The sequence below is a fragment of the Mesorhizobium sp. BR1-1-2 genome, assembly GCF_020165435.1.
Taxonomy (GTDB): Bacteria; Pseudomonadota; Alphaproteobacteria; order Rhizobiales; family Rhizobiaceae; genus Mesorhizobium.
Window position 1 is genome coordinate 127737 of sequence record NZ_JAIUID010000002.1, and the last position, 13602, is coordinate 141338.

Genomic DNA, 13602 nt, shown 5'->3' on the forward strand with positions numbered 1-13602 from the left:
ATGGGCATGCTTGCGGTCGTCGACGCACCTGACTGGTACGAAACCATCCGCGTGGGCGACGGTGTCACGCTGATCCACGAACCATGGATCAAACCATTCTTCCGCTGCAATATGTGGCATGTGCGCGGCCGCGACCGCGACCTGCTGTTCGATACCGGGCTTGGCCATTTCAGCCTCAGGCGCCATGTGCCGCTGGTCAGCGAGCGCAGGCTCACCTGCGTCGCCAGCCACACGCATTTCGATCATATAGGCTGCCACCATGAATTTCCCGAACGTTGCGTGCATGCGGCCGAGGCTGAAATCCTCGCCGATCCGCGCAACGAATGGACGGTGGCTGACCGCTACGCCAATGAAGAGATGTTCGATCGCCAGCCGGAAGGTTGGGACACGGCGCGCTATCGCATCGTGCCCGCCCCGGCGGACCGCCTGCTCGAACATGGCGACATCGTCGACCTCGGCGATCGCGCCTTCGAGGTGATCCACACGCCCGGCCATTCGCCAGGCGGCATCGCGCTGTACGAGAAGAAGACCGGCATCCTGCTTTCCGGCGACATCATCTATGACGGCCCGCTGATCGACGACGTCTACCATTCCGATATCGGTGATTATTTGGGGACGCTGTTTGCCATGCGCGACCTCGACGTCTCGGTCGTGCATGGCGGCCATTTCCCGAGTTTCGGCAAGGCGCGCTATCGCCAGCTGATCGACGAGTATCTGGCACAGAAACGCCAAGCCGGCTGCCATCTGCAACCACGCTCCTAGCAATCAGCTAGTTTTGATCTATAGCGCCCTTTGCGGACAAGGCGTTCCCACGGCGTCGCCGCAACGCGAGGCCGTGGGCAATGGCCTGAGGCTTGTTTCTTCCGAGTGGCGCACCAGTTCGGCGAAGACAAGCGCGAAGCTTCCCAGTACGATGGAGATGATGATCAGGCGTGTTACCAGCAATATGTTGGTCCCGGCTGGCGCGTGTCCCCGAAATCGGGCTCGACTCTCGAAGGATTCACGCACGATCAAAAGTGCCACAGCGTCTTTCGTATCCTGAAAGGCATAAATTCGCTGCGGGCGCCCCCACGCCACCCATGCCGGCTAACATGATCGATGCGGCTTTACGAGAGTTTAAGCCCGGCCTTAACCATCACATTGGCTCGTTCCCTGATATGATTCGCGACTGCCGGTTCGAACCACACGGCTGCGAGCTCTCTTTGCACACAGGCCCGCCCATGCTACCCCGGCCCAGCCGCCAACCGGTCATCGTCGGAGAGCCATGAGCAAAGCCGCCAACAGCATCGCCTTCGTCTCGTCCGGCACGCCTGACGCCAAAGCGGCGCTGGAAAGCCTGTCGGCGCGCTATGGCCAGCATTCGGTCGCGGAAGCCGAGGTCGTTGTGGCGCTCGGCGGCGACGGTTTCCTGCTGCAAACTTTGCGCGATACGATGGGAACCGGCAAAAAGGTCTACGGCATGAACCGTGGCACCATAGGCTTCCTGATGAACGAATACCGTTCCGGAGGTCTCGCCGAGCGCATCGCGGCAGCGGTCGCCGAAACGATCCGCCCGCTGGAGATGCAGGCTGTTACCTCCGATGGCGAAACCGTCTCGGCGCTGGCCATCAACGAAGTGGCGCTATGGCGCCAGTCCTATCAGACGGCCAAGATCCGCATCACCATAGACGACCAGGTACGGCTCGAGGAACTGAATTGCGACGGCGTGATGATCGCCACGCCAGCCGGTTCCACCGCCTACAATCTTTCGGCGCATGGGCCCATCCTGCCGCTCGACGCGCCGCTGCTGGCGCTTACCCCCGTCAGCCCGTTTCGCCCGCGCCGCTGGCGCGGCGCTTTGCTTTCCAACAAGGCGACCGTGCGCTTCGACATATTGGAGGCGGAAAAGCGGCCGGTGAACGCCGCCGCCGACCATACGGAAGTCAAGGCCGTGGCTTCCGTGACGGTGCGGGAATCAGCGAGGGCGACCGCAACTTTGCTGTTCGATCCCAATCACTCGTGGAACGAACGCATACTGGCGGAACAGTTCCGTTATTGAGCCGATATTGAGCCGGCGCGCGGATAAGCGGCCGGATCAGACATAGCAATTAAGGTTACGACTTCACAATCGAGCCATTCCCGGCCGTTTGTGTTGACAAATCGCGGGCTTGCGCCTAGTTGCAGTGATGATCTTGCGGGCGCGCGGCGCCTGCCGCGACGGATGCCGTTGCGCTTCCCCGAACAGCCAAAGACAGCCAGAACTTGTCCTCAGACACCCAGACCGCTCAAGAAGCGTTGACTTTCGCGGACCTCGGCCTATCGCCGAAGGTCCTTTCCGCAGTCACCGATGCCGGCTACCTCAAGCCGACGCCGATCCAGGCCGGCGCCATTCCGCACGCGCTTTTGGGCAAGGATGTGCTGGGCATAGCGCAGACCGGTACCGGCAAGACGGCCTCCTTCGTGCTGCCGATGCTGACACGACTGGAGAAGGGCCGCGCCCGCGCCCGCATGCCGCGCACGCTGATCCTGGAGCCGACCCGCGAGCTTGCGGCGCAGGTCGAGGAAAACTTCATAAAATACGGCAAGAACCACAAGCTCAACATCGCGTTGTTGATCGGCGGCGTGTCGTTCGACGAACAGGACAAGAAACTGGAGCGTGGCGCCGACGTGCTCATCGCGACGCCCGGCCGCATGCTCGACCACCGCGAGCGCGGCAAGCTCTTGCTCAACGGCGTCGAGATCCTCGTCATCGACGAAGCCGACCGCATGCTCGACATGGGCTTCATTCCCGACATCGAGCGTATCTGCGAGATGATCCCCTTCACCCGGCAGACGCTGTTCTTCTCGGCGACGATGCCGCCCGAGATCACCAAGCTCACCGAAAAATTCCTGCACGCGCCGGTGCGCGTCGAGGTTTCAAAGGCTGCCTCTACCGCCACAAACATCACCCAGCGGCTGGTCAAGTCAGGCTCGAAACCTTGGGACAAGCGCGAGACGCTGCGCAATCTGATGCGCGCCGAGGATGCGGAGCTGAAGAACGCCATCATCTTCTGCAATCGCAAGATCGAGGTGTCGGAGCTGTTCCGCTCGCTGCTGAAATATGATTTCGACGCCGGCGCGCTGCATGGCGACATGGACCAGCGCGCACGCATGCAGATGCTGGCGAATTTCCGCGACGGCAAGCTTCGGTATCTGGTGGCCTCCGACGTGGCGGCGCGCGGCCTCGATATTCCCGATGTCAGCCACGTCTTCAACTACGACGTGCCGATCCATGCCGAGGATTATGTCCACCGAATCGGCCGTACCGGCCGCGCCGGGCGCTCCGGAAAATCCTTTACCATCGCGACCAAGTCCGACACCAAGTACATCGACGCCATCGAACGCCTGATCGGCACCAAGATCGAATGGCATGACGGTGACCTGTCGACGGTGGTGGCCAGCGAAGGCGAGGACGAAGCTCCGCGCCGTGGCCGCGGTGCGCCGCGTCGCGCCGGCCGCAAGGACGACGACCGCAAGGACAGGGGCGAGCGCAAGAGAGGCGGACGCCAGGCCAAGCACAGCGAAGACGCGGCGCCGGAAACCGTGCGCGATGAACAGCCGGTCGTGGCCGAGGAGACGGTCGCCGACATCGGTGAGCGGCGCACGCGCAAGGACGCTATCCGCTCGGAAAATTCCGGGCGCAAGGCCTCCGCGGCGCGCAGCGAGCAGCGTGCACCGGAGCGCGGCGACACCAGGCCTCAGCGAGATGACCGTCGCCCTGCCCGCAACCGAGACGACGAAAACGACGGCACCGTCGGCTTCGGCGACGACATGCCGGCCTTCATGCGTATCGTCGCCAAGGGCTGACCGACGACTAGTTCCAGGCAAGACGGCCATCCGGCTTGCCCTCCCGGCAAGCTCCTGGCTGGGCTGGCCGCTACATCGGCCCAGGCATCATCTTGGTCGGCTTCTCCAACATCGGAAACTCGGCCTTGTTGCATTTCACGTTCGGGTTCGTCGGACTGAACATGCCGTTCGGATTATCACCCAGCCAGGCGTGAAGATCGTAGTGGACGAACTCCCTCGGGATGAGCGGATAGTGTCCCTCCATCGGACCCATGAAGGTTTGGCCAAACAGCTTCGGCGGCTCTTTGAGATCCGGCGTCAGCGGCACCAGCCATTCCGCCCCAACCAGGCGCAGACCGTTCTTCGTCGGCTCGTAGATCAGCACATTGGGGCGCATCGGGTCGAGTTTCTGGCCGACACTTGGGACGTTGACGAAATGGATGCCCATGGCGCCTTTCGGGTAATACATCGCTCCGGATATCTTTTCTCCGCTATAGTAGACGCAGCCGACCGTCGACAGATAAAGGTCGCGGACGGCGGCGGTGTAGTCCTCATATTTGGCGAGCGACTTTTTCAAGGCCTCGATGTCAGCTTTGTTGGCGTCCTCGGCCCGAGCCGCCGCGACGCCCAACCATGCGCTCACAAGACCTGTTAAAGCGAGGACGCCGCAGCGCCCAAGGCCGGCTGTTCTTGTCATGCATTCCTCCCAGATTTTTCTGATCTGGCCGTGCAAGACCGAGGCTGAAAAATGCTTATTGCGCGGCCGGGTGTACCGCCTCATCCCCTCCGGAACAGCGACGATGCTATTCCTTTCCATGGCTGCGGGAAAGCGGTTATTTAGGACTAGCTAATTCTCTGGCATGCCAATCTCAATCTGAGAGCGGCCGGTCGCGGCCGGCGAAGCTGTTGCCGTAATCGCCGAGCCATGCGACCGTTGGCTTCGGCGACGACACACCGGCCTCATGCGCATCGTTGCCAAGGTCTGATATCGTCGTGTGTTGCAAGGACGCACGGCGTCGCCGAAGATGGCGTGATGAAGCGTCTGGTGGAAGATTGGGTCTATGGTGGCGTGCTTGCCGGCCTCACTCTGTGCGTGGTGGCGATCGGGCTGGCCGCTCGATTAAAGACAGCCGAGTTCGCCGTCTTCCTGCTGATCCCGATTTACATGCTCCACCAATACGAGGAGCATGCGGACGACCGGTTCCGGCTTTTTGTCAACAAGATGCTCGGCGGCGGGGCGCCGCTGCTTACGCGTTTCGATGTCTTTGTGATCAACGTACCGGGTGTATGGGGCATCTACTCCCTGGTTTTCACCCTCGCTGTCACGGTCAATGCCGGGATAGGGCTGATCGCCGCCTACACCACCCTGATCAACGCTTTCGTTCACATCGCGCAGGCAATCAGGATGCGCAGCTATAACCCGGGGCTCATCACCGCAACTGTCTTGTTCTTACCCACATCCATCTGGTCGATCCTGACGCTTTCCGGTTCGGGAACGGGCTTCCATGTCCTTGGATCTGCGGTCGGGCTGCTCATTCATGGACTGATCGTTGCCCATGTCGTCCGGCGGCAGCGCCTGATCCAATGAATGACGGTCGATAAGCCGACCCCACCGCAACATTATAGAAGAACCCGGGGCCGCAGGCCTCCATCGGTCGCATTTTGCAAATAAAAAACGGCCCCTTGAGGAGCCGTTTTTGCATTCTGATCGATGCTGCTCAGGTGAGCGGCGAAAGCTGGATCTCGACGCGGCGGTTTTGGGCGCGGCCCTCGGCCGTGGCATTGGACGCGATCGGACGGGTCTTGCCGAAGCCGGTGACGGCGAAGCGGCGCGAATCGACGCCCTGGCCGGCCAGGTAGTTGGCGACCGCTAGCGCGCGGCGCTGCGACAGATCGAAATTGTGCTGGTCGCCGCCGGTCGAATCGGTATGACCGAACACGTCGACCGTGGTCTGCTTGAACTTCTTCAGCACCAGCGCGACCGAATTCAGCACCTGGTAGAAGCCGGGCTTCACCGCGTCCTGATCGACGTTGAAGGTGATATCGGACGGCATATTGAGGATGATCTGGTCGCCGGAGCGGGTTACGCTGACGCCTGTGCCCTCCAACTGCCGGCGCAGTTCGGCTTCGTTCTGGTCCATGGTGGCGCCGATGGCGCCGCCGGCCAGCGCGCCGATGCCGGCGCCGATCAGCGCGTTGCGGCGATCATTGCCGCCGGCAAGCAGGCCAAGGCTGGCGCCGGCCAGAGCGCCGAGGCCGGCACCGGCCGCGGTGTTGGAAATCTTCTGGTCGCCGGTATACGGATCGGTGGTGGTGCAGGCGCTCACCAGCACAGCCGTCGCCACGACGACGAGCACGGTCTTCTTCATAGGATTGTCCCTCTCCAAGTCACGCCTTGCGGTGGCGCCAAATCAGCCCTTCGCGCGACTTGTACCATGAAATGCGGCGAAAAACGGAACGGGAAAAGCGCCGGCCACGGCTTTTCCCCGGGGCACAAATTTCCCGATTGGGCATCCGGGAATCTACCAGAGATTCTTGCCGTCGATGACCACCACTTCCACCTTGTCCAGATCGAAATCGTCAAACAGCCGCGAGTTGACGCTGATCTTGGGATTGTCGAAATCCGGCTCACCGCTCGACCAGTCCGGTGTTTCGGTGAAGGTCCCGCAGCCGCAGGTGTCGCAAAAGCCGTGCTTAACGGTCTTCGATCCCCACAGATAGAAAGAAACATTCTTCTGCGGCGTGAGGAGCTTGAACTGCGCCGGAGTGTAGTAGGCCCAGAGCGAACCGCGCTTCGAACAGAACGAACAGGTGCACTGCGTCAGCGTCTGCGGTGCTTGCGAAACCTCGAATATCGTGGCCTTGCAGTGGCAGCTTCCCTTGATGGTCATGGACGTTACCTCTCCCTTGTCCGCCGCCCGCAGGCAGCGCAACACAAAGGAGCCGTCCTGGCAACCGTCCTTCAGCAGGCGGCCCGCCGCCCATCGCCCCGGGCCGGTCGCCGCCGCGCCTCTCCGGCTCAGTAGGAGCGCGGCGGCACGAACAGGCAGATCGTCTTACCGGCGTCGAGACCCGCTTGATGCGCGCACCAGTGGAATTCGCCGTCCGGGCTGTCCTTCACACGCTTGTCGGTCATCGGGACAACTTCCCCTGTCCCGGCGATCACATAACCCTCGGGTTTTTCCAAAACCTCGCCTGTATGGGCCGTGCGGCAGTCGTAATTGGCACAACATGCGAACGGATAGCTCCAACCCAGCGGCTTCGCCGCTGTAGGCTTGGCATCGTGGGCGAAGGCAGGCGCCATCGGCAACGCAATCGCTCCGATTGCAAGCAGGCAGAGCATGAGTCGGCCCACCGCGGCCCGAGCCGATCTTGATGGGGCAGCAGACATGGAAGCGCTCCTTTCGACGAGCATCAAGCGTTTCGCTTGCCCGTTCCTGAAACGTGTCTTCCCAGCGGCCGGATCGTCAGCGGGTAGTTCTGCCGCGCCCGGCCATAGATGCTTTTGTCTCCCCTCGACCATGGATGGTGAGCCGATTTGTGAGTCGGCGCAAGAAACCACTGCATGCCGACGTCGCAGGCTGAATCCGGCGCATCGGCAACAGAAAACAGGCGCCGTCTCTCGATTGGATAGGCAGGCACAGCCATGCCCAGAAGACGGGATCGCAGATAACGAGATTCAGCGAGAGAAGTTCCGGCCTATTCGCCGGCAGGTCCTGCGATCACGTGTTCGTCATACTGCGGCAGGCCGTCGTTGATCGTATACCACCGCGCCTTGGAACCGACGAAGATATGCTCGGTCGGACGGATGCTCGGGTCGTCGACGAGCGTTCCCATCGCGACATGGACGAAGGCGCCCTCACGCACGACCGAATAGAGCAGCGAACCGCACCGCTTGCAGTGCGCGTCATGGCCGTTGTCGTCGCCGAAGACCAGCAACATGTCGTGGCCCTTGGTCAGGACAAGCTTGGCGCGTTCGATGCCCGCGAAGGGCTTGAAAGCCGAACCTGTCGTGCGCCGGCAGTTCGAGCAATGGCAATTCGCCGCGTACAGGAACTCGTCAGCGACCGCATAGTGCATCGCGCCGCAGAAGCACTTTCCAACAAGCTTGCGAGCCATCATCCAATCCAAATGTGTGGCGCTGTAGGTGCCGGCCCTAATCCAGGTCCGCCACTGCTTCTCCAGAACCACCCTCGATGCGTTGCGACAGCGAGGCTTCCATGAAGTCATCGAGGTCGCCGTCGAGCACGCTCGACGGGCTGGTGCTTTCCACGCCAGTACGCAGATCCTTCACCAGCTGATAGGGCTGCAGCACGTAGGAGCGGATCTGGTGACCCCAGCCAATGTCGCTCTTCGATGCTTCGGTGGCGTTGGCGACGGCTTCGCGCTTTTTCAGCTCTTCCTCGTAAAGCCGCGAGCGCAGCATCTCCCAGGCCTTTGCCCGATTTTTGTGCTGCGAGCGTTCGGCCTGGCAGGCGACCGCGATGCCGGTGGCGAGATGGGTAATGCGCACCGCCGAATCGGTGGTGTTGACGTGCTGGCCGCCTGAACCGGACGACCGATAGGTGTCGATGCGCACGTCGGATTCGGAAACGTCGATCTCGATCGTATCGTCGATGACAGGATAGACCCAGACGCTGGCGAAGGACGTGTGCCGGCGCGCGTTGCTGTCATAGGGTGAAATGCGCACCAGGCGATGGACGCCGGACTCCGTCTTCAGCCAGCCATAGGCATTGTGGCCCTTGATCAGCAGCGTCGCGGACTTGATGCCGGCCTCTTCGCCGTCATGCACTTCCAGCACCTCTACCTTGAAGCGGCGGCGCTCGGCCCAGCGCGTGTACATGCGCAGCAACATCGAGGCCCAGTCCTGGCTTTCGGTGCCGCCGGCGCCTGCGTGGATTTCGAGATAGGTGTCGTTGGCGTCGGCTTCGCCCGACAGCAGCGTTTCGACCTGGCGGGCCTTAGCCTCGCCTTGCATCGAGCGGATCGCGGCCTCAGCCTCGGCAACGACGCTCTCGTCGCCCTCTTCCTCGCCGAGTTCGATCAGGCCGATATTGTCTTCAAGCGCCTGGGTCAGGCCCCTGACCGCCGCGATGCCTTCTTCGAGGCCCTGGCGCTCGCGCATCAGCTTCTGCGCTTCCAGCGGTTCGTTCCAGAGGCTGGCGTCCTCGGCGCGGACATTCAGGTATTCAAGCCGCTTTATGGCCTGATCCCAGTCAAAGATGCCTCCTCAGCAGGGTAATCGCCTGCCTGATCTCGTCGACAATATTCTGCGTTTCCGCGCGCATGGCCTGGTGGTTTATCCTGTTGCTGAAAGTGACGCCTGGTCGGCGCGATACATAGGGACGGCGCCGCCGCCTGTAAAGCAAATTGGACCGGCCTGGGGCCGGCCCAACCCTGCATTTTCATCCCCGTCAGTAGAGACCGCCGCCGCCCGACTGGATGGCCTGGTTGGCCTGAGGCGACAGCGCGCCGCCGGAGGCATTGGACCCGTCGGCGCCCATGCCGATCACCCAATAGCTGTCGGCTGGCCCGGTGCCCGGCTTGAAGGCTTCGATGATGGTACCGGGATCGCCCGAATTGGCCCGCATGCCTGTCTTGCGGTTGATGGCGACCAGATTCATGCCTTCGGGAACCTTGAAGTCGACATTGGGCGTGCCATCCAGCGCCACGCGCATGAAGTCCTTGAAGATAGGAGCGGCGAGGCCGCCGCCGGTGGCGCCATGGCCAAGGCCGCGCGGCGTGTCGTAGCCCATATAGAGGCCGACGACGAGGTTCGGCGTGTAGCCGATGAACCAGGCGTCCTTTTCGTCGTTGGTGGTGCCGGTCTTGCCGGCGATGTGGCGTCCGAGCTCGGCGATGGTGGCGCCGGTGCCGCGCTGGACGACGCCTTCCATCATCGACGTGATCTGGTAGGCGGTCATCGGATCGAGCACCTGTTCGGAATTATCGACAAGCTCGGGTTCCGGCTGGTTCTGCCATTCGGCCGCGTTGCAGCCTTCGCAGCCGCGTTCGTCCTGCTTGAAGACGGTCTTGCCGTAGCGGTCCTGGATACGGTCGATCAGTGTCGGCTTGATCGACTTGCCGCCATTGGCCATGATCGAATAGGCCGAAACCATGCGCATCACCGTCGTCTCGCCGGAACCCAGCGCCATGGGCAAATACGGCGCCAGATGGTCATAGACGCCGAAGCGCTCGGCATATTCGACGACCAGCTTCATGCCCATGTCGTTGGCGAGGCGCACAGTCATCAGATTGCGCGACTTTTCGATGCCGGAGCGCAGGGTTGCCGGACCGGCAACCGTGCCGTCGTAGTTCTTCGGCGTCCAGGTCGTGTTGCCGCTCTGGATGGTGATCGGCCCGTCCATGATCACCGACGCCGGCGTGTAGCCATTGTCGAGCGCGGCGGAATAGACGATCGGCTTGAACGAAGAGCCGGGCTGGCGCATGGCTTGGGTGGCGCGGTTGAACTCCGACTGCGCGTAGGAGAAGCCGCCGACCATGGCCAGCACGCGGCCGGTGTGCGGATCCATGGCGATCAGGCCGCCTTCCACTTCGGGGACCTGGCGCAGGCTGTAGGCGGCGTCGGAGCCTTCGTTCTTCTGGACGAAGATGACGTCGCCCGGCTTCAGCACATCGGCCGGCGACTTGGCCCTGACCGTCTTGCCGCCGACCACATGGCGCATGGCAAAGCCCATGTCTTCCTTGCTGACGGTGCCTTCGACGCGCTCCTTGACGATGTCGCCCGACGCCTGGCGTGCCGGCTGCAAGCCAATCGACAGGCCGGATGCCGAACTGTCGAGCACCACCGCGAGCTTCCATTCGGGAACGTCTTCCAGCCCCTTCACATTGCCCAGCGGCACACCCCAGTCGCCGGACACGTCGATCGTCTTTAGCGGCCCACGGTAGCCGCGCAGCGTGTCGTATTTGATCAAGCCGTTCTGCATCGCCTTGCGGGCGATGAGCTGGATCTTCGGGTCGAGCGTGGTGCGGACGGACAGGCCGCCTTCATAGAGCGCGTTCTCGCCGTAGCGGGCGATGATCTGGCGGCGCACCTCCTCGGTGAAGTATTCGCCGGCGAACAGATAGGTGCCGTTGCGGCGCGGCGTGACGCCGAGTGGCTCCGCCTTGGCCTTGTCGCCTTCCTCGCGCGTGACGTAGCCGTTCTCGACCATCTGGTCGATGACCCAGTTGCGGCGCTCAAGCGCGCGGTCGGCATGCTTGAAGGGGTGATAATTGTTCGGCCCCTTGGGCAGCGAGGCCAGATAGGCGGCCTCGGCCACGGTCAGTTCGTTCACCGACTTGTCGAAATAGGTGAGCGCGGCACCCGCAACGCCATAGGCGCCGAAACCGAAGAAGATTTCGTTGAGGTAAAGTTCGAGAATGCGGTCCTTGGAATAAGCCTGCTCGATGCGGAAGGCGAGGATCATTTCCTTGATCTTGCGCTCGTAGGTCTGGTCCGAGGTCAGCAGAAAATTCTTCGCCACCTGCTGGGTGATCGTCGAGGCGCCAACCTGACGCCTGCCCGAGCCGAAATTCTGCAGGTTGACGATTATGGCGCGGCCGAGGCCAGTCACATCAATGCCGGGGTGGTTGTAGAAGTTCTTGTCCTCGGCCGACAGGAAGGCCGCCTTGACGCGGTCGGGGATGGCCTGGATCGGCAGGTATAAGCGCCGCTCGCGCGCGTACTCGGCCATCAGCGCGCCGTCCGAGGCATGGATGCGGGTCGTCACCGGCGGCTCGTATTTGGCCAGCACCTCGTAGTCGGGCAGATCCTTCGACAAATGGCCGATATAGATGGCAACGCCCGCCGCGACCAGCAGGGCCAGCGTCGTGCCGATGCCGAAGAAATAGCCAATGAGACGAATCATGCCCGCTCCAGTCCTTGGTTCGGGAATTTCCTAGACGAAGCCGCCTTCCGCGCAAGCTTTCGAGCCGGTCCCAACCCGTAATCGAAAACCCATGTCGCCGCCATGTGGGCAAAATACGGCAAGGCCCGATTTCGTGGCCGAAAGCAGCAAATAAAAGCGTCGGGTGTTGTCGTTGCGCAACGCTGCCTGTGGTTGCAGGCGTCGTCAGGCATTTCAGCCCCCGGTTCCCGTTCCGGCACGCGCGGAAGCAAACAGCGCGACGGCGTTGGTGATGCTCTGCGCCGCCTTGCCGCGCCAGTCGGCGTCGAGCAGCTGCGCCTCGTCCTTGGCATTCGAGAGATAGCCGAGTTCGACCAGCACGGACGGGACGTCAGGCGCTTTCAGCACCTTGAATCCCGCGGAACGCTGCGGATTGTTGATGAGGCCGACACTGGTCGACAGCTGGCCGACCAGCGTGTGGGCGAAACTCATCGAGAAGGTGTGAGTCTCGCGGCGGATCAGGTCGATCAGGATATCGGTAACTTCCTTGTTGTCGTCCTTGATCTCCATGCCGGCGAACTGGTCGGAGAGATTTTCACGATCGGCAAGCGCCTGTGCTTCCGGATCCGAAGCCTTGTCGGAAACGGTATAGACGGTCGCGCCCCGGATACCCTTGAGGCTGATGGTGTCGGCATGGATGGAGATGAGCAGGTCGGCCTCATGCTGACGAGCGATGCGCACGCGGTCGTCCAGCCGCAAATATTCGTCGGTGTCGCGCGTCATGAAGACATCGTATCTGCCGACGGCGGCGAGCTTGTCGCGCAGTTCCGTGGCGAAAGCCAGCGTGACGTTCTTTTCGACTGTGCCGTTCAGGCCCTCGGCACCGCCATCGACGCCGCCATGGCCCGGATCGATGATGACGGTGAAGCGATGACCCGGATTGGAGACCGGCCCGGTGCCGACCCGCCCGCCCTTGTCGGTCGAAACCGTGGAACCGGTGGTCAGCGCCTGATTGGCAAGGGCAGTGTCGAACTCGCGTTCGGAGGCCGCCGACATGTCGATGGCGATGCGGTAGCCCGCGCCGTCCTCGTTCTTGAGAACATCGAGCTTGTCGACCGCGAACGGCCCCTTGCCGGTGAGAACCAGCCGCGACACGCCTGCCTCCAACTCACCCAGGCGCACGCCCTTGACCAGCCCGCGAGGCTTCAAATCCTTGGCATTGATGGCCAATCTGGTATTCGCCAGATCGATGACCAGACGATTGGGCCCGCGCAAGAGGAACCATTTGACGTCGGGCTCACGGTCGAAATTCATGACGATGCGCATCTTGGTGGCATCGCCCGCCATCTTGTAACCGGTTGCCGTGAGCGGGGCATCGGCGGCGTTGGCGACCAACGAAATGGTCATCGACAGCAGGAGGCAGAAGATCGCGAGCAAACGGCCGCCGGCACGACTGCCCTTGTCTGTGAAGCCTGCCAATCCCATCTCTTTGCAGTCGCTCCCGGTTTGGCGCCAAGGCGCCCGGTCATGTAGTCGAAGTGCCGGTTAGGCCGCGAACTCGATTAACGATTGGTATCCAGAGAAGGTTAACCAAGCCTTTTCACGCGAGGCCCGGACCCATGCTTCCGTGCCGGAACCGCTTTTGCCGGCGTCGGAAATCGGGGTTGCCTTCCAACCCGCCAAATCATAAAAGCGATAGTGGATCACTGCAATCCTGGAACCGCCCTCCTCCGCAGCTTCCCGCTACAGGTGAGACGAAAGGCGGCTCCTTTCGCTCCATGCGAGAAGGGTTCAGGTGATCGCGACGAATTTCGCAGGTGTGCGCCCGTGGCGGGGGAATCGCCTGCGTGAGGAAAACGGCCGGGTTTGTCCCGCGCCGGCTCTGTATGAGCAAACAAGCTGGTCCGGTTTCCGGGCTTTGGTTCAAAAGGTTCTGCTGGTGACGATG

Annotated in this window: 12 protein-coding genes; 4 read left to right on the top strand and 8 right to left on the bottom strand. The window is 62.2% G+C overall.

All coding sequences use genetic code 11. From position 1 onward, the window contains the following. The 3 genes from LB551_RS03900 (at position 1) to LB551_RS03910 (ending at position 3825) form a co-directional block, all read left to right on the top strand. Positions 1 to 762: an MBL fold metallo-hydrolase gene (locus tag LB551_RS03900; RefSeq protein WP_224658261.1), complete on the top strand. Its 762-nt coding sequence runs from the start codon at positions 1 to 3 to the stop codon at positions 760 to 762. A gap of 502 nt (positions 763 to 1264) precedes the next feature. Beyond that, the gene (locus LB551_RS03905) at positions 1265 to 2038 is read left to right on the top strand and encodes an NAD kinase (RefSeq protein ID WP_224658262.1); all 774 of its coding nucleotides are present in this window, start codon (positions 1265 to 1267) and stop codon (positions 2036 to 2038) included. A gap of 203 nt (positions 2039 to 2241) precedes the next feature. Continuing rightward, positions 2242 to 3825, top strand: coding sequence for a DEAD/DEAH box helicase (locus LB551_RS03910; RefSeq protein WP_224658263.1), 1584 nt, complete (start codon positions 2242 to 2244; stop codon positions 3823 to 3825). A gap of 70 nt (positions 3826 to 3895) precedes the next feature. Here the strand turns inward: LB551_RS03910 and LB551_RS03915 are convergent, their stop codons facing one another. Beyond that, complete coding sequence (locus tag LB551_RS03915; RefSeq protein ID WP_224624752.1) at positions 3896 to 4501, bottom strand: hypothetical protein; 606 nt, start codon at positions 4499 to 4501, stop codon at positions 3896 to 3898. Positions 4502 to 4837: 336 nt separating this feature from the next. Here LB551_RS03915 and LB551_RS03920 point away from each other — a divergent pair, with 336 nt between their 5' ends. After that, a complete protein-coding gene (locus LB551_RS03920) occupies positions 4838 to 5392 on the top strand; it encodes an HXXEE domain-containing protein (RefSeq protein WP_224658264.1) in 555 nt (184 codons plus the stop codon). Positions 5393 to 5522: 130 nt separating this feature from the next. Here LB551_RS03920 and LB551_RS03925 read toward each other — a convergent pair whose 3' ends face one another. The 7 genes from LB551_RS03925 to LB551_RS03955 all read right to left on the bottom strand — a co-directional run bounded on the left by LB551_RS03925 (position 5523) and on the right by LB551_RS03955 (position 13139). Further along, on the bottom strand, positions 5523 to 6173 hold the full coding sequence (locus tag LB551_RS03925) for an OmpA family protein (RefSeq protein WP_224624509.1): 651 nt from the start codon (positions 6171 to 6173) through the stop codon (positions 5523 to 5525). Positions 6174 to 6326: 153 nt separating this feature from the next. After that, positions 6327 to 6695 carry a GFA family protein gene (locus tag LB551_RS03930; RefSeq protein ID WP_140548721.1) on the bottom strand — a complete coding sequence of 123 codons (369 nt, stop codon included), beginning with the start codon at positions 6693 to 6695 and terminating at the stop codon, positions 6327 to 6329. A gap of 128 nt (positions 6696 to 6823) precedes the next feature. Further along, complete coding sequence (locus LB551_RS03935; protein ID WP_224624508.1) at positions 6824 to 7195, bottom strand: hypothetical protein; 372 nt, start codon at positions 7193 to 7195, stop codon at positions 6824 to 6826. Between the two features lie 308 nt (positions 7196 to 7503). Continuing rightward, positions 7504 to 7923 carry a GFA family protein gene (locus LB551_RS03940; protein ID WP_224658265.1) on the bottom strand — a complete coding sequence of 140 codons (420 nt, stop codon included), beginning with the start codon at positions 7921 to 7923 and terminating at the stop codon, positions 7504 to 7506. A gap of 37 nt (positions 7924 to 7960) precedes the next feature. After that, positions 7961 to 9092 (bottom strand): peptide chain release factor 2 gene (gene prfB, locus LB551_RS03945; RefSeq protein ID WP_140548727.1). Its coding sequence is split into 2 segments (ribosomal slippage): positions 7961 to 9025 and positions 9027 to 9092, totalling 1131 coding nucleotides; the frame shifts between segments, so codons are not numbered across the junction. A 126-nt stretch (positions 9093 to 9218) separates the two neighbouring features. Continuing rightward, positions 9219 to 11675 (bottom strand): penicillin-binding protein 1A, encoded by a 2457-nt coding sequence (locus LB551_RS03950; RefSeq protein ID WP_224658266.1) that lies wholly within the window; start codon positions 11673 to 11675, stop codon positions 9219 to 9221. A 213-nt stretch (positions 11676 to 11888) separates the two neighbouring features. After that, complete coding sequence (locus LB551_RS03955) at positions 11889 to 13139, bottom strand: N-acetylmuramoyl-L-alanine amidase (RefSeq protein ID WP_224658267.1); 1251 nt, start codon at positions 13137 to 13139, stop codon at positions 11889 to 11891. Positions 13140 to 13602: the final 463 nt, after the last annotated feature.

Bases quoted from the DNA above. Each gene is read 5' to 3' on its own strand.
- LB551_RS03920 (WP_224658264.1), top strand. From the start codon at position 4,838: ATGAAGCGTCTGGTGGAAGATTGGGTCTATGGTGGCGTGCTTGCCGGC.
- LB551_RS03955 (WP_224658267.1), bottom strand. From the start codon at position 13,139: ATGGGATTGGCAGGCTTCACAGACAAGGGCAGTCGTGCCGGCGGCCGT.
- LB551_RS03925 (WP_224624509.1), bottom strand. From the start codon at position 6,173: ATGAAGAAGACCGTGCTCGTCGTCGTGGCGACGGCTGTGCTGGTGAGC.
- LB551_RS03900 (WP_224658261.1), top strand. From the start codon at position 1: ATGGGCATGCTTGCGGTCGTCGACGCACCTGACTGGTACGAAACCATC.
- LB551_RS03930 (WP_140548721.1), bottom strand. From the start codon at position 6,695: ATGACCATCAAGGGAAGCTGCCACTGCAAGGCCACGATATTCGAGGTT.
- LB551_RS03940 (WP_224658265.1), bottom strand. From the start codon at position 7,923: ATGGCTCGCAAGCTTGTTGGAAAGTGCTTCTGCGGCGCGATGCACTAT.
- LB551_RS03915 (WP_224624752.1), bottom strand. From the start codon at position 4,501: ATGACAAGAACAGCCGGCCTTGGGCGCTGCGGCGTCCTCGCTTTAACA.
- LB551_RS03950 (WP_224658266.1), bottom strand. From the start codon at position 11,675: ATGATTCGTCTCATTGGCTATTTCTTCGGCATCGGCACGACGCTGGCC.
- LB551_RS03935 (WP_224624508.1), bottom strand. From the start codon at position 7,195: ATGTCTGCTGCCCCATCAAGATCGGCTCGGGCCGCGGTGGGCCGACTC.
- LB551_RS03905 (WP_224658262.1), top strand. From the start codon at position 1,265: ATGAGCAAAGCCGCCAACAGCATCGCCTTCGTCTCGTCCGGCACGCCT.